The organism is uncultured Schumannella sp. (assembly GCF_905479755.1).
Taxonomy (GTDB): domain Bacteria; phylum Actinomycetota; class Actinomycetes; order Actinomycetales; family Microbacteriaceae; genus DCRR01.
Genome location: NZ_CAJQNT010000039.1, coordinates 20,410 through 40,244, shown reverse-complemented (window position 1 = coordinate 40,244; position 19,835 = coordinate 20,410). Strand labels below are relative to the sequence as shown.

Sequence of the window (19,835 nt, the reverse complement as noted above, 5' to 3'; positions counted from 1 at the left end):
AGACTCCCGCGAGCGGTGCCAAACGCGCGATCCCCGGCGCCCACACCGCGCGTTTCGCACCGCTCGCGAGGGGGGCGGCTCGCCCACGGGGTCGCCGGGGCACCTCGCCGGCGCGAGCGCACTTCCGCCCCCACCGCGCGTGGGTGCGAAGACGCGCGCCAGTGCACTCCCGCGAGCGGTGCCAAAAGTGCGATCGCAGGCACCCACACCGCACGTTGTGCACCGTTCGCGGGGTGCGCGGGGTGCGCGGGGCGCGCGAGATCGCCGGGGGGGCGCGGGGTGCGGGGCGCCGGGTGCGGGGTGCGGGTAGGGGTGCGGCGCGCGCGGCTCAGCGCGCGGGGAGCTCGCGGCGCGCGTGGATCGCGCCGTCGAGCTCGGCGAGCGGGCGCGCACTCGCGACGGCGCGGGACTGCAGGACCTCCGCGAGGATCGAAATCGCGGTCTCCTCGGGGGTCGAGGCGCCCAGGTCGAGTCCGATCGGCGAGTGCAGCCGCGCCAGCTCCTCGGCGCTCGCGCCAAGCTCCGTGAGGCGTGCGCGGCGGCGCGCATCCGTGCGCCTCGAGCCCATCGCGCCGACGTAGCGCGCGGGCGAACGCAGCGCGAGCAGCAGCGCCTCGGCATCGAAGCGGTCGTCGTGGCTGAGCAGGCAGACGACGCTGCGCTCGTCGAGCTCGGTTCCGCCCAGGAACTCGGTCGGCCACTGGACCACCAGCTCGGCCCCGGGAAAGCGCTCCGCGGTCGTGAACACGGCCCGCGGGTCGCACACGGTGACCGCGAACCCAAGCGGCTGCGCGGCTGCCGCGAGGGCGGCCGAAAACTCCATCGCGCCGACGATGATCAGACGCGCGGGCGGCACCTTCACGTCGACGAACATGCTTTCGCACTCGTCCATCGCGTAGCCGTCCTCGGTGAGGCGGATGCGCGCCGACTCACCGCGAACCGCACCTTCGAGGGCGGCGAGGGCCGTATCCCCGGGCCGGAGCACCGCGAGGTGCAGCGTCAGCGCCCCGCCGCAGCTGAGGCCCGCCTCCAGCGCCAACTCCCCCGCGGCGCCGTCCTCGGGCACGCCGAATTCGATCACCCGCGTGCGACCGTCGTCGAGCACGCGGTCGGCGACGTCGAGCACGGCGCCTTCGACGCATCCGCCGGCGATCGAGCCGATGACGGCCTCACCGTCCCAGGCCATCGATGTGCCGAGGGTGCGCGGCGCCGAACCGTCAACTCCGATCACGGTCGCGACCACGAGCTCCCGTCCGGCGTGCAGCCGGGCGAGGAGGCGATCTGCGAGTTCGAGCACGACATCAGCGTGACACATTCGAATGTCAGGATCGTTTCGTGATTCTGAGTAACGCCACCGCGATCGTGCACGACGCTGACACCGAGTCGAGCGGCGATCTCGCCGTCGACGGCGCCCTGATCGCGGCGCCCGGCGCGCGGCCGGAGGGCGAGACGCTCGACGTCTCCGGATGCGTCATCACCCCCGGGCTGGTGAACGCCCACCACCACCTGATGCAGTCCGCGTTCCGGACGCTTCCCGGCACGCGCGGGGTGCCCATGGCACAGTGGTTGCCGACCATGGCCGCGGCATATTCCCGTGTCGGCATCACTCCCGAACTGATGCGGGCCGCCGCTGCGGTCGGTGTGGCTGAGGGGCTCCTGTTTGGTGTGACGACGGTCGCCGACCACCATCTGAGCTGGCCCGCGGGGATGCCGACCGACGACTCGGTCGAGCTCGCCCGCGCGACCGCTGAGGCGGCGCGCGAACTCGGCGGCCGGCTCGCCTTCGTGCGTGGTGCGGCCCGCGACGAACCGAGTGAGGCGGCGGCGAGCGCGGAGGCGATCGTCGAGGCGCTGCTGCCGGGGGCATCCGGCGGGGTCTCGGACGACGGGATGCTGCAGCTCGCGGTCGGACCGGCCGGCGTGCACAGCGATCCGCGCGAAACCTTCGAGCTGCTCGGCGAGGTGGCCGCGCGGCACGGGCTGCGCCGCCGCACCCAGGCGAACGAGCAGGTCGATGTGGCGATCGCTCTCGAGAAGTACGGGAGGCGTCCGCTCGAGCTGCTGGAGGAGTGGGGCTGGCTCGCCCCTGACGTGACGCTCGCGCACCTGTGCGACGTGACCGAGGACGAGATCGCGCGGCTCGCGGCGGCGGGCATCACCGCCACGCACGCCCCCGGTTGCGATGTGCCGATGGGCTGGGGCATCGCGCCGGTCGCGGCACTGCGGGATGCGGGCATCACGGTCGGCCTGGGCACCAGCGGAGGCGGCTCGAACGATGCCGGCCATCTGCTCGCCGACGCAAGGCTGGCGATGCAGGTCTCGGGTCTGGTCGGCGAGCAGCTTCCGGCGCGTGAGGTGATCGGGATGGCGACCGCCGGATCCGCTGCCGGTCTCGGGCGCGGCGAACTCGGGCACCTGCGCCCGGGCGCCGCCGCCGACCTGTGCGTCTGGGATGTCTCCGGTGTCGCGGATGCCGGGGTGGCCGATCCGGTTGCGGGGCTGCTCTGGGCGAACCCCGGCCGCCGTCCCCGCCACGTGATCGTCGCGGGACGCGTCGTGGTGCGCGACTACGAGCTGGTCACCGGCGACGCCCGCACCCTCGCCTCAAACCTCCACCGTTTTCAGGAGATGTTGTGACGGGCGTGACGGGTGTTGCCCGGCGAGGCGACATCCGCCGCACCCGTCACACAAACTCCTGAATAGAGGTTAGAGCTCGAGCACGAGCTTCGGGCAGGCCGCGCGTGAGACGCACACGTACATGACGTCGCCGCGAGCGCGCTCCTGCGGTGTGAGGATCGAGTCGCGGTGGTCGATCTCGCCCTCCAGCACGGGCGTCTCGCAGGTGCCGCAGGTGCCCTCGGTGCACGACGACAGCACGAAGGCCCCGTTCTCTTCCGCGACCTCGAGGATGCTGCGGCCCGGCGGCACCTCGACCGTCACCCCGGTGAGCGCCAGTTCGACCTCGAAGGTCCCCTCCCAGACGGGAGCGGCCGCCTCGACGGCCTCGAAGTGCTCGAGGTGCAGGTCGAGCCCGGCAGCCTCGGCCGCCGCGCTCACAGCTTCGAGGTACTCCCCCGGCCCGCACGCGTAGACGACCGCGCCCGCGGGAGCCGAGCCCAGCGCCTCCGCAAGGTCGACGCGCGAGCCTTCGCTCGACACGTGGGCGACCAACCGCTCGCCGTGCGCGCCCTCCAACTCGTCGAGCATCGCCATCGTGTCGCGCGCGCGACCCGAGTAGTGCACGCGGTAGTCGAGACCCGCCGCCGCGGCCGCCGCGGCCATCGGCACGATCGGGGTGATGCCGATCCCGGCGGCGAAGAACCGCACGGAGCTCCCGGCCGTCGGCGCGAACGCGAAGTGGTTGCGGGGCCCCGCCAACCGAAGCGTCGCGCCCTCCGTCACCGACGACGCGATCCACTCGGATCCGCCCCGACTGACCTCCTCCCGCAGCACCGCGATCCGCCAGTTCGGCGCCGCAGGGTCGCCGCACAGCGAATACTGTCGCACGAGCCCCGAGGGCATCAGCACGTCGACGTGGGCACCGGGTTCCCAGGCGGGTAGCGGCGTGCCGTCGACGGCGGCGAGTTCAAGCAGTGTCACGGCGTCGGTCGCGGCGATTCGGGAAACGACGGTGACCTCGGCGTCGGCGGCACGGGGGCGGGACATGGTGTTGCCTTTCAGGGGTGCGGTGCGGCGGCTCAGAGCGACGCGGGGTGTTCTTTCACGATGAAGAGGCGGTAGCCGCCGGCGGCGAGCGAACGCCACCGGTGCGGCGTCCCGCCGACGTAGTACAGCGAGTCTCCTTCGCTGAGCTGGAAGACGCCGCGTTCGCCCAGATCGATCTCGATGCTGCCTTCGACGACGTGCAGGAACTCGTCTTCGGCGTGTTCGAAGGCATCCCCGAATTCGGGATTGGAGCCGGTGACGGTCATCGGGTGGAAGCGTGCGGAGTCGCCGGTGACGAGCATCCGCGCCTCGCCTTCGGCGTAGTGCCCGCGCGTGCCGCCGACGGAGCGCACCAACGACACGGGAGCGTCGGCGTCGCTGTCGGCGTCGCTCGCCCCGGCGAGGAGTTCGACTTGGCTCGACCCGAGCGCGCGGGCAATTTTTTCGAGCGACGAGATGCTCGGGCGGGCGCGGCCTCGCTCGAGCTGCGACAGGAACGGGTGCGAGAGCGCGGCCTTGTCTGCCAGCTGGACCAGCGTGAGGCCGCGAGCATGGCGCAACTGCCGGATGCGTCCCCCGATTCGTTCGGCTTGAACGTCGGGTCCCGACACCGGCGCGGTTTCGATCGGCGCCACGGTTCCTCCTCAGTGCTTCTGCTAGGGGTACCACAGCCCGCGCGATGGCGACGAACTGAGCGCGAGTGAGTTAACACGCGGAAACTGCCGTGTTACGCAACGGAAACGCGCCGAGCCTAACTTGAGTCATGTTGAAGCTATCAACATTTCCCCCGCTCGCCATCGGTGTCGTTGCGGCCTCCACTTCCCCCCGAGGAGACCCGTCCCGTGAGCATGCTGCCCGCCTCGATCGCGTTGCTTCGACACGCGCGTCTTGCCGATGGCGCGCTCGTCGACGTGGTGATCGAGGGAGCGACGGTCGCCGACATCGTCCCGGCGGGCACGGCTCCGCTTCCGAGTGACGCGAACACCGTCGTCGACCTCGACGGCTTCCTGCTGATGACGGCCGCGGCCGAACCCCACGCGCACCTCGACAAGACCCGCTCCTGGGATGCCATCCGGCCGCCGATGGGCGACCTGGAGCTCGCCATCGAGTCGTGGCGCGCCTACGCCGCCACCATGACCGTGGAGGATGTGGCCGAGCGCGCGCGCACCCAGGCCCTCGCGATGCTCGCCAAGGGCACGACCGCGATCCGCACCCACGTCGACATCCTGCTCGGCGACGAGCCTCTGCGCGGGGTGCACGCTCTGCTCCAGGTGCGCGACGAGCTCGCCGACCTGATCGACATCGAGATCGTCGCCCTTCCCGGCCCCGACATCGCAAGCGCAGCCGTCGAGGCGGCGCTCGACGCGGGCGTGGATGTGGTGGGCGGCGCCCCGCATCTCGCCCCGGAACCGCTGGATGACCTGCGTCGCCTGCTCGAGATCGCCGAGCGACGCGGACTGCCGGTCGATCTGCACACCGACGAGAGCCTCGACGGCGCCGTCACGCTCGGGGAGTACGCCCGCATCGTGGCGAGCTGGTCGCAGAACACCTCCGCCGGTCACTGCGTGCGCCTCGGAACGCTACCCGCGACCGAGCGCGATGGGCTGGTGAGCGCGGTCGTCGCGGCGGGCATCGGCGTCATCGCGAACCCGATCACGAACCTCTACCTGCAGGGCTGGGGCGACGATGTCGCCACCCCGCGCGGCCTCACCGCCGTGCGCGCCCTCGTGGATGCGAAGGCCCGTTTCGCCGCCGGCGCCGACAACGTCCGCGACCCCTTCAATCCGTTGGGGCGCTCGGACCCGTTCGAGACCGCCATGCTGCTGGTCACCGCCGGACACCTCACGGTCGATGAGGCTTGGGCGGCGGTCAGCGACGGCGCCCGCGAGGTGCTCGCGCTGCCGACCGCGGGGGTGACGGTCGGCGCCGCCGCCGAACTGCTCGCCGTGCGCGGCCAGAGCCTTCCCGAGGTGGTCGCCGAGGCCTCCGCCGAGCGTCTCGTCATTCACCGCGGGCGTTTGGTCGCCCGCACCACCGTCTCCACCGAAGTTGCCGTCCCCACCGCCCACCTCACCCCGACGGGAGCGCGATAACCATGGCGCAAACGAACCCCAGCCCGACGCCGGTCGCGACCGGCGAGCCGCTGCTCGATTTCGAGAACGTCGAAATGACGTTCCCGAACGGCACGGTCGCCCTGCACTCGGTCGACCTCAAGGTTCGCCGCGGCGAGTTCGTGACGGTCGTCGGCCCCTCCGGCTGCGGCAAGAGCACGCTGCTGCGCATCGCCTCGGGCCTCGAGCGCGCGAGCGACGGCACGGCGACCCTCGACACCGACCGCATCGGCTACGTGTTCCAGGATGCGACCCTGCTGCCGTGGCGGAACGTCATGGCGAACGTCGAGCTGCTCGCCGAACTCCAGTGGGACACGATGGCGGTCCGCCGCAAGAAGGCCCAGGAGGCGATCGACCTGGTCGGCCTCAGCGGCTTCGAGAAGCACCTCCCCAAGCAGCTCTCGGGAGGCATGCGGATGCGCACCTCGCTCGCGCGTTCGCTCACGCTCGACCCGGAACTGTTCCTCTTCGACGAGCCGTTCGGTGCGCTCGACGAGATCACCCGGGAACGCCTCAACGACGAACTCATCAAGCTCTTCGCCGAGAAGCGCTTCGGTGGCCTGTTCATCACCCACTCGGTCTCCGAGGCCGTGTACCTCTCGACGCGCGTGATCGTCATGTCGGGCCGCCCCGGCACGATCGTCGACGAGTTCGAGGTTCCCTTCGACATGCCGCGTGACCCGGAGATCCGGTTCACCGGCGAATTCGCCGAACTCGTCGGCAAGGTCTCTCACGCACTCCGAGGAGCACACTCATGAGCGCCGAATCCACGACCATCGTCAAGCGCATGACCTCCGGCCGCAGCGCCGGCCCCGCCAAGGTCGGCGTCTGGGGCCCGCCGGTCCTCGTCTTCGCGGGCGTCATCGCGCTCTGGTACGCGATCTCCGCGTCGCTGGGTCAGCGCAGCTTCATCCTTCCGCCGCCGAACCAGGTGCTCGGTGTCTTCCTGCGCGACTCGACCCGCGAGGAGATTTTCGCGGGCCTCGGCGTCACCCTGCAGACCACTCTCTTCGGCCTCCTGCTGGCGGCCGTGATCGGCATCGTGTGGGCCATCGCGATGAGCCAGGCGAAGTGGATCGAGCGCTCCACCTACCCCTACGCGGTCGTGCTGCAGAGCATCCCGATTCTCGCGATCACGCCGCTGATCGCGTTCTGGATCGACGATGGCTTCTACGCCCGCAGCGTCGTGTGTCTGCTCATCGCGCTGTTCCCGATGGTGTCGAACACCTACTTCGGTCTGCAGTCGGTCGACCGCAGCCACCGCGAGCTGTTCGGTCTGCAGAACGCCTCGCGCTGGATCGTGCTCACCAAACTTCAGCTGCCCGCCGCCTCCCCCGCGATCTTCGCCGGGCTGCGGATCTCGGCCGGACTCTCGGTCGTCGGCGCGGTCGTCGGCGATTTCTTCTTCCAGCAGGGCGTCATCGGAATCGGTGCCCTGATCCGCCGCTACCAGGCGCGACTCCAGACCGACGAGCTGTTCGCATCCGTGCTGCTCGCCTCGCTCTTGGGCGTCGTCGTCTTCCTTGTCTTCGGTCTGATCGCGCGACTCGCGGTTGGCCGATGGTACGACTTCGGCTAATCCCGAGGTCCCCTGCAACACCCCCGCACCACCCCGCACCATCCACTGCACCACACCACATCTCGAAGGAGTACCCATGCGAATCACCCGCACCCGCGGTGTCGTTGTCGCCGGTGTCGCCATCTCGTCGCTCGCCCTTGCCGGCTGCGCGACCGAGGCGACGCCTGCGGAGGAGACGACCGAAATGACGATCGGCTCGATTGACCTCGCTGCGGCCGGTTGCCCCGCCGACATCAAGATCGCGACCGACTGGTTCCCGGAGGCCGAGCACGGTCACCTGTACGAGCTCGTCGGCGAGAACCCGACCTTCGAGGCGGCCAGCGAGTACTCGGTGACCGGCCCGCTGATGGCCAGTGGCGAGTACACCGGTGTCGACATCACGATCGTCTCCGGTGGATCGGCGCGCCCCGACTTCCTCCAGCCCGACGGAATGCTCTACGCCGAAGACGACATCTTCGCCGGTTACGTCGGTTCGGACGAGGCCGTCGTGCACTCGAGCACCTACCCGACGGTCGGCGTTTTCGCGCCGCTCGAGAAGGACCCGCAGATGATCATGTGGGACCCGGAGACGCTTCCGGATGTCGAGACCATCGCCGACCTGGGTGAGGCGGACGTCCCCGTTCGCGTCTTCCCCGGTGGCTACTACATCGACTACTTCGTGTCGACGGGTGTCTTCACGGCCGAGCAGATCGACTCGACCTACGACGGCGCGCCCGACGTGTTCGTCGGTGCCGGCGGAACGATCGCCCAGCAGGGCTTCGCCTCGGCCGAGCCGTACATCTACGAGAACGAGATCGCTGCCTGGGGCAAGCCGATCGCGTTCGAGCTGATCAACGACGCGGGCTACCCCAAGTACCCGGCCGTCGTCTCGGTCAAGCCCGACACGATCACCGAGTACGCCGACTGCCTCACCGCCTTCGTGCCGGTGCTGCAGCAGGCCGCGATCGACTACTACGCCGACCCGGTTGAGACCAACGCGCTCATCCTGGACGCCGTGGCGGCCTACAACACCTTCTGGATCTACAGCGCGGAGGTCGCCGAGTACTCGGTCGCCACGCAGCTCGAGATCGGTCTGGCCGGCAACGGTCACGACGACATCATCGGAAACATCGACCCGGAGCGTCTGCAGTCGCTCATCGACATCGCCACCGAGCTCTACGGCGATGACGAGGCGAAGGCCATCGTCACCGACCTGACGGCCGCAGACATGTTCGACGACTCGTTCATCGATCCGTCGATCGGCTTCTGAGTTCCACTGAGTAGAAACCACAGCACAACGCCATGAACGCTCCCTCGGTGACGACCACTCCCCGACTCTCGGGATCTCGAGTCGTCGTCACCGGGGGAGCTCGTGGCATCGGCGGTGCCATTGCGGCCCGCTTCGCGGTCGAGGGTGCGGATGTCTGCATCCTCGACCGCCTGGTGCCGGAGGGCACAGCGCACGCCGAGGCGATCGGCGGCCGGTTCGTCGAGGTCGACCTCGTGAAGCCCGACGACATCGCCCGGGCGATGGATGAGGCACTCACCTCGCTCGGCGGCGTTGACGTTCTCGTCAACAGCGCCGGCATCTTCAAGCTTGTTCCGCTCCTCGACGTGACCGTCGAGGACTGGAACACCATGTTCTCGATCAACACGCGCGCGATGCTCTCGACGATGCAGGCAGCGGTGCGCAGCATGATCGACGCCGGGCACGGCGGATCCATCATCAACCTCGCGAGTATGGCCGCCAAGAAGGGCGGCGCCATGGAGGGCCACTACGCCGCCTCGAAGGCCGCCGTGGTCGCCCTCACCCGCGCCGCCGCGCTCGAATGGGGTGAGCACGGCATCCGCGCCAATTCGATCTGCCCCGGCTACATCCTCACCGAGATGGGCGCCGCGACGCGCACCGCCGAGCAGATCGCCGAATGGGCGAGCTGCTCGCCGCTCGGACGCCTCGGTGAACCCGACGATGTCGCCAACCTCGCGCTCTTCCTCGCCTCCTCCGAGGCCACCTATCTCACCGGCCAAGCCCTGAACGTCACGGGCGGCATGGTGATGCACTAGCACCATCGAAAGGATCCACCCCCATCATGAGCACCCTTCCCGCCGTCGACTCGGCCCGTGTTGACGCTCTCGCCACCGAACTCCGCACCCTGCTGGGTGAGCTCGGTGTGAGCGACGAGCCGGCCAGCCTCGAGCGCGCCTCCATCGACGGTTCGCACCTGTCGCCGGTGATCGGCGAGCAGCTGCCGCTGGGCCGCGCACAACTGGTGGCCTTCCCCACCACCGCCGAGCAGATCGCCGAGGTCGTCGGCGCTGCCGTGCGGCACGGGGTTCCGATCACGCCGCGCGGCAAGGGAACCGGAAACTACGGTCAGGGAATCCCGATGTCGGGCGGACTCGTCCTCGACATGTCGAAGGCCCGCTCGATCATCGAGGTCGGCGACGGCTACCTGATCGCCGATGCGGGCGCCACGATGATCGCCCTGGAGCAGGCCGCGGCCAAGACCGGCCAGCAGCTGCCGATGTATCCCTCGACCGCGCAGTCCACGCTCGGCGGCTTCGTCTCGGGCGGTTCCGGCGGCACCGGGTCGATCAAGAATGGAATGCTGCACACCGGCTTCGTCACGGCGCTCGATGTCGTGCACGCCGTCCCGGATGCGTCCTTGGTGCACCTCGAGGGCGAGGCAACCGAGCCGTACATCCACAACTACGGAACCGCGGGCATCCTCGCCCGGATCACGCTGCGGCTCGAACCGCTGCAGGACTGGCGCGCGTTCTTCGCCAGCTTCGACGACTTCCAGCAGGTGCTTGACCTGATCGTGCCGTTCTCGAAGTTGGAGCCGACGCCGCGCCTGGTCTCGGGCGACCTCGCCACGCTCGCCGAGGCGCTGCCGAGCGACCCGGCGATCCCCGCCGGCCGTGCGAGCCTGCGCGCGATCCTCGATGTCGCCTCCGTCGAGGAGGCGCGCGCGCTCGTCGAGGCCGCGGGCGGCCGCGTCGAAGACGTCCGCGAGGGCGCCCAGTCGACGGTGAAGCTCAGCATGACCAGCTACAACCACCCGATCGAGTGGCTGCAGAAGGCCTACCCGAACACGTACTTCCACGTGGAGGTTGCGGGCGAGGCGCTCACGACGCACATCGACGAGGTGCACGCCGTCTACGAGGGCGGGATGCTGCACATCGAGGGCCAGAAGGATCGCCCGATCGGCATGCTCGCCGGCCGCTACACGAGCGCGGAAGACGTCTACGCGGGCTTCGCCAAACTCGAAGCACTCGGCATCGGCTACCACAACCCGCACCAGTGGTTCGTCGACTACGAGCCGGTCCGCACCGCCGAACTCGCCGAGACCACCGACCCACAGGGCCTGTTGAACCCGGGCAAGCTGCAGCGCGCGGCGCCCGTCGCCACCGGCAGCCAACTGTGAGCGGCAGCACGCGCGAACTCGCCGAGCTCTCCGGCCCGGCGCTCGCGTCCACCCTCACCGCCGAGTCGATCATCGTGCTTCCGATCGGCTCGATCGAGCACCACGGCGCGCATCTGCCGCTCATCACCGACCTGCTGATGGCCGACGAGCTGTCGACCCGCATCGTGGATGCGGCCGTCACGACGGGGCTCGACGTCTGGCGGATGCCGCCGCTGGCCTACACCAAGTCGGACGAGCACCACTGGGCCCCCGGCACCACGTGGATCGAGGCCGACACCCTGCTGGCCACGCTGCGCGAGATCGGCGCCTCGGTCGCCAACTCCCCCGCGAAGACCCTCGTCTTCTACAACGGACACGGCGGCAATGTGGCACTCCTCCAGGTGGCGCTGCGGGAGTTGCGCCGGCTGCACGGTTTGCGCACCTTCCTCATCAACGTGGCGGTGCCCGCGGGCGACGGGGTCGAGGGTCCCGACGAACGCGGCTTCGGCATCCACGGGGGTTGGGGCGAGACCTCGCTCGTCCTGCACCTGCGGCCCGACCTCGTCTCGCTCGACCTCGCCGAGCGCGCCGTTCCCGACCAGATCGCCGACTTCACGCGGATCGGCTTCGCCGGCAAGCCGGTGCAGTTCGGTTGGCTGAGCGACGACTTCGACTCCGCGGGCGTCGTGGGCGATCCGACCGGGTCGACCGCCGAGGTGGGGGCTCGCGTCGCCGAGCACCTGGTGGCCGAGGGCGTCGCCTCGCTGGAGGAGATCTCGCGTTTTTTCCCCGGTGCCGCACGATGAACCTGAAGGTGCACAACGTGCCCGCCGACCCCTGGGAGCTGCTGCGCGAGTGGCTGCCCTCGAACGAGAACCCGGAGCGCCCGCTCGCGACGGTCGCAACGATCGACTCGAACGGGGTGCCCGACGCGCGCACCCAGCTGCTGAGCGAGTACGACGAGCACGGGTTCTACATCCACGAGGATTCGCGCTCGCGCAAGGTCGCCCAGCTGGCGGCGAATCCGGGTGCGGCGATCGTGATCCGGTTCCCGGAGGAGGCCCGGCAGCTTGTCATCCAGGGTTTCGCCGAGGTCGCGCCGGACGACGAACAGCGCCGCGCCTACGCGAACCGCTCCGAGTATCTGCAGCAGTTGGCGTGGCAGAACACCATCGAGTTCGCGAGCCTGCCGCTCGAGGACCGCATCGAGTCGTGGGCCGCGTTCAAGGCCGCGCACGCCGACGGCATCGGGCAGCCGCCGACCTGGATCGGGCACCTCATTCGCCCGATCCGTTTGAGCTTCTGGTTCGGCAGCACCGAGACCGCGAGCCGGCGCGTCAACTACACGCGCGCGAGCGTGACGGATGCCGAGTGGACGGTGAAGCTCCTTGCCGGCTGACAACCTGAGGCGGTCGAGTAGCCGCGAAGCGGCGTATCGAGACCCCGCCGGCTTCGCCTGCCCGAAGAACATGGAGTACGGCCCGTGCGGCGGCGTCGAGTTCGACGGCACCTGCGAGGTCGCCGACCACACCTGCGTCTTCGTCGACGCCGCCACGGTGACCTGGCGCGGGATCGCCCCCGCGCTCCGCGAACCCCCCCGCATGATGGCCGACCCGGTGCCGGATCCGATGCCGTCGGCGGGCGGCGCCGTCATGCGCGAACTGATCGCCACCCGCCCGATCGTGGTCGCCGACTTCCCGGCGCGGGCCCTCGACGCCGACTCCCTGCGCGACTGCGCTCACGCTCTTCGCGGGCATGTCGACGCGGTGCTCGCCGGCGACTCGGGCACCGCTCGGGTGCAGTTCCCGCCCGCCTACCGGGCATCCCTCCTCCAAGCAGCGGGAGTGGACGCCTGGATGGGCGTCAACGCCCGCGACCGCAACCGCGTCGCGCTCGAAGCCGAGCTGGCCGCGCTGGCCCACGTCGGCGCCGTCGGCGTGCACGCGGTCACCGGCGATCACCCGCTGATCGGCTCACGGCCGGACGCGGCCGCCGTCTTCGATCTGGATTCGACGGAGATCGCCGCCCTCGCCTCCCGCGCCGGCCATCTGGTGTCGGTCGCCGAAGCGCCGCTGTCTCCCCCGGTCGAGCAGCGACCGGAACGACTGCGGCAGAAGCAGCACGCCGGTGCCGACATCTGCTTCGTCAACCACGCCGGGGGCGTCGAGCCGGTACGCGAGTTCATCGCGTCGGCTCAGGCGCTCGACGTCTCGGTCGGGTACATTCCGTGCGTGCCGATCATCGTCGACCGCGGCAGCGCCGAGCTCATTCGCGGTTTCACCTCGCTCGCCCTGCCGGAGGGCTACCTCGACGGCATTCTCGCGGCGGACGACCCGCGCGAGGCGGGCATCGGCGCCGCGGTCGAGCTGTCGCAGCGTTTCCTCGAGCTGGAGGGTGTCGTCGGCGTCGACCTCTCCGGCGGCGCGGGCCCCGGCCTGGAGCTCGACTTCGCCGAGGCCCTCGCCGAGATTGCCGACCGGATCGGGGTGGTGGCATGACGACGTACGACCTGGTGATTCGCGGACGCGGTCTCATCGACGGCGCCTTCACCGATGTGGAGCTCGGCGTTACCGGCGGCACGATCGCCGCGATCGCCGAACACGCGCCGGATGCCCCGGTCATGTCGGGCACCGAGACGATCACCCTGGCGGACGACGAGGTTCTGCTGCCGGGCCTCGTCGACACGCACGTGCACATCAACGAACCGGGTCGCACCGAGTGGGAGGGCTTCGCGAGCGCAACCGCCGCGGCCGCGGCCGGCGGCGTCACCACGGTGATCGACATGCCGCTGAACTCCGTTCCACCGACGACAACACCCGACAACCTGGCCGTCAAGCGCGCCGCCGCCGACGGCCAGTTGAGCGTCGACGTCGGCTTCTGGGGCGGCGCGGTGCCACAAAACCTGGGGAGCTTGCGCGAACTGCACGACGCCGGAGTCTTCGGCTTCAAATGCTTCCTCGCCCCCAGTGGCGTCCCCGAGTTCGAGCACCTCGACGCCGAGCAACTGCGCGCCGCGATGACCGAGATCGCCGCGTTCGACGGCCTGCTGATCGTGCACGCCGAAGACCCGCACGTGCTGCACGACCACGAGAATGCGGGCGGCGCCCACTACGCCGACTATGTCGCGAGCCGCCCCGACGTCGCCGAAGTCTCGGCGATCGAGGGCGTCATCGCGGGGGTGCGCGAGACTGGGTGTCGGGCCCACATCCTGCACCTGTCGAGTGCCGCGGCGCTGCCGGCGATCCGCGCGGCGAAGGCGGAGGGGCTGCCGCTGACGGTCGAGACCTGCCCGCACTATTTGTCGCTCACGAGCGAGCAGATTCCGGATGCGGCCACCAGTTTCAAGTGCGCCCCGCCGATCCGCGACGCCGCCAACCGGGATGCGCTCTGGGCGGCGCTGCTCGACGGCACGATCGACATCATTGTCACCGACCACTCCCCCTCCACGGCGGAGCTGAAGTTCAAGGGCGACGGCGATTTCGGCCAGGCCTGGGGCGGCATCGCGGGCCTGCAGCTGGGGCTCAGCGCGGTGTGGACCGCCGCGGCGATCGGCGGCGTGCCGCTGTCGACCGTGGTCGACAAGATGGCGCGCGCCACCGCCGATTTCGTCGGGCTCGCCCACAAGGGCCGCCTCGCGGTGGGGGCCGATGCCGACCTGGTGGTCTTCGCCCCCGACGCCTGGCGCGTCGTGGATGCCGGCGAGCTGCTGCACAAGAACCCGGTGACCGCCTACGACGGCCTCGAGGTGCGCGGCGAGGTGCGCCGCACTTGGTTGCGCGGCGGACCCGCCGAGTTCGGCGCAGGCTCCATGCTCGGCCGACCCACCCCCTGACTCCCGTTTAGCGAAAGAATCGACTCATGGCCATCTCCCTCACGAACCACCAGTACGGCAAAGCAGAGACGCACCTCGTGCGCATCGTGCGCGACAACGCTCGCCACGAGATCCGCGACCTGAACGTCTCCACGGCGCTGCGTGGCCCCTTCGACGAGGCGTACCTCACGGGCGACCAGTCGCTCGTGCTGCCGACCGACACGCAGAAGAACACCGCGTACGCCTTCGCGAAGAAGCACGGCGTGGCTTCGCCCGAGGCCTACGGGGTGACGCTGGCCCGCCACTTCGTGAACGACGTCGACCCGGTCGTCGGCGCACGGGTGGAGATCGAGGAGTACACCTGGCAGCGCGCCGTCATCGAGGGCGTCGAACACGAGCACACCTGGACCCGCACCGGCCCCGAGGTCCGCACCGCCGCGATCACCGTCGAGGCGGATGCCGCCGGCGACACGGTCACGCACGTGATCGGCGGTCTGAAGGACTTCATCATCCTCAAGTCGACCGGATCCGAGTTCCACGACTTCCTGGTGGACGAGTACACGACCCTGCAGCCGACCACCGACCGTGTGATGGCGACCTCGCTCACCGCCAAGTGGCGCGTCGACCCGGCCGTGGTCGACAGCGTCGACTGGGAGGCCCTCTACCCGGGAGTCAAGGCGGTCATGATCCGCGAGTTCGCGACCCTGCAGTCGCTCGCCCTGCAGCAGACCCTCTGGCACATGGGCAAGGCGGTGCTCGAGACCTTCCCCGAGCTGGTCGAGATCCACCTGGTGGCCCCGAACAAGCACCACTTCGTCGTCGACCTGGCGCCGTTCGGGCTCGAGAACAACAACGAGGTCTTCCACGCCGACGACCGCCCCTACGGGCTCATCGAGGCGACCATCGCGCGCGACGACGCCCCGGATGCGGGCAGCGCCTGGCGCCACGCGGCAGGTCTCGCGTGAGCGGGTTGAGTAGCCGCGACAGCGGCGTATCGAAACCCCCGACCGACGCCGACCACCTCGCCCGCGCCGTCGCCCTCGCCACCGCCAACGTGGCCGCCGGCGGCGGCCCCTTCGGCGCCCTCGTGGTGGCGGCCGACGGCACCATCCTCGGCGAGGGCCAGAACCGCGTCACGCGCGACCTCGACCCGACCGCCCACGCCGAGGTGATGGCGATTCGCGCCGCCTGCCAGACGGTCGGCGACTTCTCGCTCGCGGGCGCCACGCTCTACACCAGCTGCGAACCGTGCCCGCTGTGCCTTTCGGCGGCCCTCTGGTCGCGCCTGGACCGCGTCGTCTTCGCCGCCAACCGACACGATGCCGCCGAGGGCGGCTTCGACGACTCCGCGTTCTACGCGATGTTCGAGAAGCCGAGCGGCGAGTGGCAGCACCCGAGCGTCGACGAGTTGCGCACCGACGATGCCGTCACCCCGTTCGACGCCTGGCGCGCGAACGAAGCCCGCACCGACTACTGAGCGGAGCCGCTCAGCTGCCGCGGTAGGTGCTGAAGCCGAAAGGGTTCAGCAGCAGCGGCACGTGGAAGTGCTCGTCCGGGTCGAGCACATGGAATTCGATCGTGACGCTCGGGTAGAACGCCTCCACCTCGATCAGGTCGAAGTAGCGTTGGGTGTCGAAGACGAGACGGTAGATACCGGCCGAGAGGTCTTCGGGACCGAGCTCTTTGACGCGGCCGTCGGCGTCGGTGTGACCGGTGCCGATCGTGGCGCCGTCGCCATCGAACAGGCGCACCGGCACGCCCGCGGCGGGCATCCCGTGGGCGGTGTCGAGCACGTGGGTGGTGATGCGACTCATGCGAGTGCGTCCTCTCCGAAGGTCTGGTCCAGGCGCAGCAGCGCGATTTCGAGCAGCTGCTCGCGCACGTTCTGCAACTCGGTTTCGTGGTCGAGTTCGATGCGGCGGTCGAGTTCCGCCAGGATGTCGGCGCGCGAGCGCCCCGCCGCGCGAATGAGGAACACCCGGTCGAAGCGCTGCTCGTAGGCGGCGTTGCCTGCCGCGATCCGCGCGTTCACCTCCGCGTCGTCGGCGTCGACGGAGGCCTGCTCGCGCCGGCTGAAGGCCTGCGCGGCCCCCTCGCCGACGGGCTTCTCGCCGATGCGTGGGTGGTGGGCGAGCGCCTCCTCGATCTCGCGATCGCTGAGGTCGGCGCCCGCGGCGGAGGCCACCGAGCGCAGTTCGGCCAGGTCGGCGAACGGTGCCGCCGAGGCGACCTCGTCGACCCAGCGCCGCACGCCGAGCGCCGCCGTGAGTCCGGCGCGAAGCGCCTCTTCGTCTTCGCCGATCATGTGCTCAACTGTAGCCATGACGGGTTTCGCGCACGTGTCGGGTTTGGTGCTCGCGGCGGGCGCCGGCTCGCGCGCGGGCGGCCCGAAGGCGCTGCGCCGCGACGACGCGGGCGCCCCCTGGCTGCAGCTCGCCGTGACGGCCCTGCGGGAGGGCGGATGCGCCGATGTCACCGTCGTGCTCGGCGCCTCGGCCGAGACGGCGCGAACCCTCGTGCCGGAGGGCACCTCGGTCGTGGTGGCCGAGGAGTGGGCTGACGGGCTCTCGGCGTCACTGCGCCGCGGGCTTGAAGCCCTCGAACACTCCCCCGCGACCGCCGCGCTCATCACGCTCGTCGACCTGCCGGGCCTGCCCGCCGAAGTCGTCGCCCGCGTGCTCACGAGCACGGAGCCGGATGCCGCCGCCCTCGCGCGCGCGGTGTTCCAGGGTCGACCCGGGCATCCGGTGCTCCTCGGCCGCGATCACTGGCGAGCGGTCGCTGAGGCGGCGCACGGCGACCGGGGCGCAGGCCCCTACCTCCGCACGCACGCCGCCCTCGAGCTCGAGTGCGCCGACCTCTGGCACGGCGCCGACACCGACACCCCGCCCCCACCTCCACCCCCACGTCCGCCGAGAGCTACCTGAACTCACGAGCGCGCCCGGTTCTTCGGTCGCGCTCGCACGTTTCGGTCGCGCTCGGCGGGAGGCGAGAGGCTAGATGGCGCGCATCCGGTTGTTGCGGGCCTCGTGCGTGAGTTCGGCGAGGCCGAGCGCCTCCAGCAGCGGCGGCAGGTACATGCCGAAACGGCCGCGGTAGCCCTTGCGCAGGCCGTACCAGCCGCCGACCGGGTTGGATTCGTCACGCCCCCAGGCTTCGACCGTGCCGGGCGCGGGTTCTTTCTTCTCGTCCGCGGCGCCGAGGTCGACCCAGTCGCCCTTCTCGCGCAGCCAGGCGTAGAGGTCGTCGATCGCACTCGCGTGATACGAGAGCTTCGTCGAGCCGACCTGGCAGACGAGTGCCGGCGGATCGGCGTCGAAGTCGCGGTACATCGTGTACGCGCTCGAGCCGGGCGCGGTCGTCAGCTCCCAGGGCTCGTCTTTGGTGCCGCTGCCGCTCATGACGCCTCCTCGGGTGTGGGTTCGACGCTACTCCGGCGCGCGCGACGAGGCTAGGGTGCGGGCGGCGGCAGCGCGGCGTCGAGCACCGCGGCGATCTCGTCGGGCAGGCGGCGTAGCACCATCAGCTCGGTCACCATCCGGCTCGACCCGTCGGCGGGAATCGCGCCCGTGATGCTCACGTCGATGTCGCTTCGCGGAACCCGCACCGACAGCGTCTCGCTCGCACGCGCGAGGGTGTCGGGATTCCACCAGGCGCGGTCGCCAGACAGCGAGATGGGGGCGTCCGGCTCCGTCCACCGGATGTCGTCGGCAAACGGGCAGTCGGGGGCCACGGCGCCATCCATCGGGTGCCAGGTGCGGCGGCTCACCCGCTCCAGCCGGGGAACCGGCACGCCAACAAGCTCGGCAAGAGCCGGCACCAGCTCACGAAAGGCGTGCCCCAGCTCGTCGATGCCGCGGGGCACGATCGGGCGTATCCGGATCGGCGGCGCGTCGGTCCGCCGCGTCTCGTCCGACTGAGCCCGGTTGGCGGCGCGACGCGCGTCGAACGCCACGCGCCGCAGCGCGTCCGCGAGGGCGTGGGTGGCAGCAAGCTCCCGGGCGCGATCGACGTGGGTCGCACAGAACCAGTCCTCGTCGGGCGGGTGACCCACAAATCCGTCCCGCTCGGCGCGTTCGCGCCAGTCACGCGACTCCTCGGTCGGCTGGAACCGCACCAGCCCGGCGGCCGGCTCGTCGAGCATCCGCTCGCAGACGGCACAGACGGGCGGGCGCATGCCCTCACTGTGCCAGTTCGGGGGCTCACGACGCGTATTCTCAACGTCATGTCTCAGAACGAAGCCGCCCAGTATTGGGAGGAGCGCTACTCCACCGCCACGCAGGTCTGGTCGGGTCGCGCCAACGCCTCGATGGTCGCCGTGGCGAGCGAACTGACCCCCGGCACCGCCCTGGACCTCGGATGCGGTGAGGGCGGCGACAGCCTGTGGCTCGCCGAGCAGGGCTGGCGGGTCACCGGCGTCGACATCTCGCCGACCGCCGTGCGCCGTGGCGCCGACGAGGCGGCCCGCCGGGGCATCCCCGCCGACCGCAACACCTGGGTTGCGGCCGACCTCGAAACCTGGACGACGGATGCGCGCTTCGACCTGGTGAGCGCCTGCTTCCTGCAGTCGAACGTCACGCTGTCGCGCGAGGCGATCCTGCGCCGCGCCGCCACGCTCGTCGCCCCGGGCGGGCACCTGCTCGTGGTCGCGCACGCCGCCCCGCCGCCGTGGTCGAAGCACTTCCACGCCGAGATGCCGACGCCGGCCGAGGAGCTCGCCGCGCTCAACCTCCCGGCGGATGCCTGGGAGACCGTCACCGCCGAGGCGCGCGAGCGCCCGGCGACGGGCCCCGACGGGGAGTCGGCGGTGTTGCTGGACTCGGTCGTCGTCGTACGACGGAACGGAATGTAGGTCATGAAGATCCGACTGCTGCACATCGACGAGTGCCCGAACTGGGCCGACGCCGAGGTTCGGCTGCGTGCGGCCCTCGATGAGCTCGGGCTCTCGGACATCCCCATCGCGGTGGAGTTGCTCGCGACGCCGGAGGACACGATCGGCACGGCCTTCGCCGGCTCGCCGACGATCGAGGTCGACGGCACCGACCTGTTCCCCTCCGGCGGTGCGACCAACGACCTCGCGTGTCGCGTCTACCGCACGCCGACGGGGCTCGCCGGGCTTCCGACGCAGGAGCAGGTCGTGGAGGCGCTCCGCGCTCGCGTCGAGAGATCTTGAACACGACACGCGAGTGACACGGCCCGCGATCCGACGATGTGATCTCGACAATTTGGCCGCGGTTGCGCCAACCCGGCGAGGGCTGTGTGACAACCGCCGGTCGCGCTTG

23 protein-coding genes are annotated in these 19,835 nt (G+C 70.4%); 16 read left to right on the top strand and 7 right to left on the bottom strand.

The genetic code is table 11. The features are described 5' to 3' along the window. Positions 1-328: 328 nt before the first annotated feature. A complete protein-coding gene (locus QZ258_RS10735; RefSeq protein ID WP_294181383.1) occupies positions 329-1,297 on the bottom strand; it encodes an XdhC family protein in 969 nt (322 codons plus the stop codon). Positions 1,298-1,335: 38 nt separating this feature from the next. On the opposite strand from QZ258_RS10735, the gene QZ258_RS10730 reads away from it, so the two are divergent. Then, complete coding sequence (locus QZ258_RS10730; protein WP_294181382.1) at positions 1,336-2,637, top strand: amidohydrolase family protein; 1,302 nt, start codon at positions 1,336-1,338, stop codon at positions 2,635-2,637. 69 nt (positions 2,638-2,706) lie between these two features. Here QZ258_RS10730 and QZ258_RS10725 read toward each other — a convergent pair whose 3' ends face one another. Then, positions 2,707-3,666 carry a PDR/VanB family oxidoreductase gene (locus tag QZ258_RS10725; RefSeq protein ID WP_294181381.1) on the bottom strand — a complete coding sequence of 320 codons (960 nt, stop codon included), beginning with the start codon at positions 3,664-3,666 and terminating at the stop codon, positions 2,707-2,709. A 32-nt stretch (positions 3,667-3,698) separates the two neighbouring features. After that, a complete protein-coding gene (locus QZ258_RS10720; protein ID WP_294181380.1) occupies positions 3,699-4,301 on the bottom strand; it encodes a helix-turn-helix domain-containing protein in 603 nt (200 codons plus the stop codon). 213 nt (positions 4,302-4,514) lie between these two features. Here QZ258_RS10720 and QZ258_RS10715 point away from each other — a divergent pair, with 213 nt between their 5' ends. From QZ258_RS10715 to QZ258_RS10660, 12 genes are all read left to right on the top strand, one after another. Next, positions 4,515-5,759, top strand: coding sequence for an amidohydrolase family protein (locus tag QZ258_RS10715; protein ID WP_294181388.1), 1,245 nt, complete (start codon positions 4,515-4,517; stop codon positions 5,757-5,759). Positions 5,760-5,761: 2 nt separating this feature from the next. Further along, on the top strand, positions 5,762-6,535 hold the full coding sequence (locus QZ258_RS10710) for an ABC transporter ATP-binding protein (protein ID WP_294181379.1): 774 nt from the start codon (positions 5,762-5,764) through the stop codon (positions 6,533-6,535). Continuing rightward, the gene (locus tag QZ258_RS10705) at positions 6,532-7,356 is read left to right on the top strand and encodes an ABC transporter permease (RefSeq protein WP_294181377.1); all 825 of its coding nucleotides are present in this window, start codon (positions 6,532-6,534) and stop codon (positions 7,354-7,356) included. Before QZ258_RS10710 ends, QZ258_RS10705 begins: the two co-directional genes overlap by 4 nt. 76 nt (positions 7,357-7,432) lie before the next feature. After that, on the top strand, positions 7,433-8,605 hold the full coding sequence (locus QZ258_RS10700; protein WP_294181375.1) for an ABC transporter substrate-binding protein: 1,173 nt from the start codon (positions 7,433-7,435) through the stop codon (positions 8,603-8,605). 47 nt (positions 8,606-8,652) lie between these two features. Beyond that, positions 8,653-9,399, top strand: a complete 747-nt coding sequence (locus QZ258_RS10695; RefSeq protein WP_294181373.1) for an SDR family NAD(P)-dependent oxidoreductase — start codon at positions 8,653-8,655, stop codon at positions 9,397-9,399. 26 nt (positions 9,400-9,425) lie between these two features. Then, positions 9,426-10,763, top strand: coding sequence for an FAD-binding oxidoreductase (locus tag QZ258_RS10690; RefSeq protein ID WP_294181371.1), 1,338 nt, complete (start codon positions 9,426-9,428; stop codon positions 10,761-10,763). Beyond that, the gene (locus QZ258_RS10685) at positions 10,760-11,548 is read left to right on the top strand and encodes a creatininase family protein (RefSeq protein ID WP_294181369.1); all 789 of its coding nucleotides are present in this window, start codon (positions 10,760-10,762) and stop codon (positions 11,546-11,548) included. Before QZ258_RS10690 ends, QZ258_RS10685 begins: the two co-directional genes overlap by 4 nt. A gap of 17 nt (positions 11,549-11,565) precedes the next feature. Then, positions 11,566-12,141: a pyridoxamine 5'-phosphate oxidase family protein gene (locus QZ258_RS10680; RefSeq protein ID WP_294181367.1), complete on the top strand. Its 576-nt coding sequence runs from the start codon at positions 11,566-11,568 to the stop codon at positions 12,139-12,141. Beyond that, positions 12,131-13,240 carry a methylenetetrahydrofolate reductase C-terminal domain-containing protein gene (locus tag QZ258_RS10675; protein ID WP_294181365.1) on the top strand — a complete coding sequence of 370 codons (1,110 nt, stop codon included), beginning with the start codon at positions 12,131-12,133 and terminating at the stop codon, positions 13,238-13,240. Before QZ258_RS10680 ends, QZ258_RS10675 begins: the two co-directional genes overlap by 11 nt. Then, on the top strand, positions 13,237-14,574 hold the full coding sequence (gene allB / locus QZ258_RS10670) for an allantoinase AllB (RefSeq protein WP_294181364.1): 1,338 nt from the start codon (positions 13,237-13,239) through the stop codon (positions 14,572-14,574). The genes QZ258_RS10675 and allB overlap by 4 nt, the downstream gene beginning before the upstream one ends. Positions 14,575-14,600: 26 nt before the next feature. Further along, on the top strand, positions 14,601-15,518 hold the full coding sequence (gene pucL, locus QZ258_RS10665) for a factor-independent urate hydroxylase (RefSeq protein ID WP_294181363.1): 918 nt from the start codon (positions 14,601-14,603) through the stop codon (positions 15,516-15,518). Between the two features lie 5 nt (positions 15,519-15,523). Next, a complete protein-coding gene (locus QZ258_RS10660) occupies positions 15,524-16,030 on the top strand; it encodes a nucleoside deaminase (RefSeq protein ID WP_294181387.1) in 507 nt (168 codons plus the stop codon). A gap of 10 nt (positions 16,031-16,040) precedes the next feature. On the opposite strand, the gene uraH is transcribed toward QZ258_RS10660, so the two are convergent. Then, on the bottom strand, positions 16,041-16,367 hold the full coding sequence (uraH, locus tag QZ258_RS10655; protein WP_294181362.1) for a hydroxyisourate hydrolase: 327 nt from the start codon (positions 16,365-16,367) through the stop codon (positions 16,041-16,043). Then, positions 16,364-16,858 carry a 2-oxo-4-hydroxy-4-carboxy-5-ureidoimidazoline decarboxylase gene (gene uraD, locus QZ258_RS10650; protein WP_294181361.1) on the bottom strand — a complete coding sequence of 165 codons (495 nt, stop codon included), beginning with the start codon at positions 16,856-16,858 and terminating at the stop codon, positions 16,364-16,366. Before uraD ends, uraH begins: the two co-directional genes overlap by 4 nt. Before the next feature lie 16 nt (positions 16,859-16,874). Here uraD and QZ258_RS10645 point away from each other — a divergent pair, with 16 nt between their 5' ends. Then, positions 16,875-17,480 carry an NTP transferase domain-containing protein gene (locus tag QZ258_RS10645; protein ID WP_294181360.1) on the top strand — a complete coding sequence of 202 codons (606 nt, stop codon included), beginning with the start codon at positions 16,875-16,877 and terminating at the stop codon, positions 17,478-17,480. Between the two features lie 69 nt (positions 17,481-17,549). Here QZ258_RS10645 and QZ258_RS10640 read toward each other — a convergent pair whose 3' ends face one another. After that, positions 17,550-17,954 (bottom strand): DUF6855 family protein, encoded by a 405-nt coding sequence (locus tag QZ258_RS10640; protein WP_294181358.1) that lies wholly within the window; start codon positions 17,952-17,954, stop codon positions 17,550-17,552. A 50-nt stretch (positions 17,955-18,004) separates the two neighbouring features. Then, positions 18,005-18,730: a hypothetical protein gene (locus QZ258_RS10635; protein ID WP_294181355.1), complete on the bottom strand. Its 726-nt coding sequence runs from the start codon at positions 18,728-18,730 to the stop codon at positions 18,005-18,007. 48 nt (positions 18,731-18,778) lie between these two features. Between QZ258_RS10635 and QZ258_RS10630 the strand changes: the two genes are divergently transcribed. After that, on the top strand, positions 18,779-19,405 hold the full coding sequence (locus QZ258_RS10630; RefSeq protein WP_294181353.1) for a bifunctional 2-polyprenyl-6-hydroxyphenol methylase/3-demethylubiquinol 3-O-methyltransferase UbiG: 627 nt from the start codon (positions 18,779-18,781) through the stop codon (positions 19,403-19,405). Positions 19,406-19,408: 3 nt separating this feature from the next. After that, positions 19,409-19,726: a thioredoxin family protein gene (locus tag QZ258_RS10625; RefSeq protein WP_294181352.1), complete on the top strand. Its 318-nt coding sequence runs from the start codon at positions 19,409-19,411 to the stop codon at positions 19,724-19,726. The last annotated feature ends 109 nt before the right edge of the window (positions 19,727-19,835 follow it).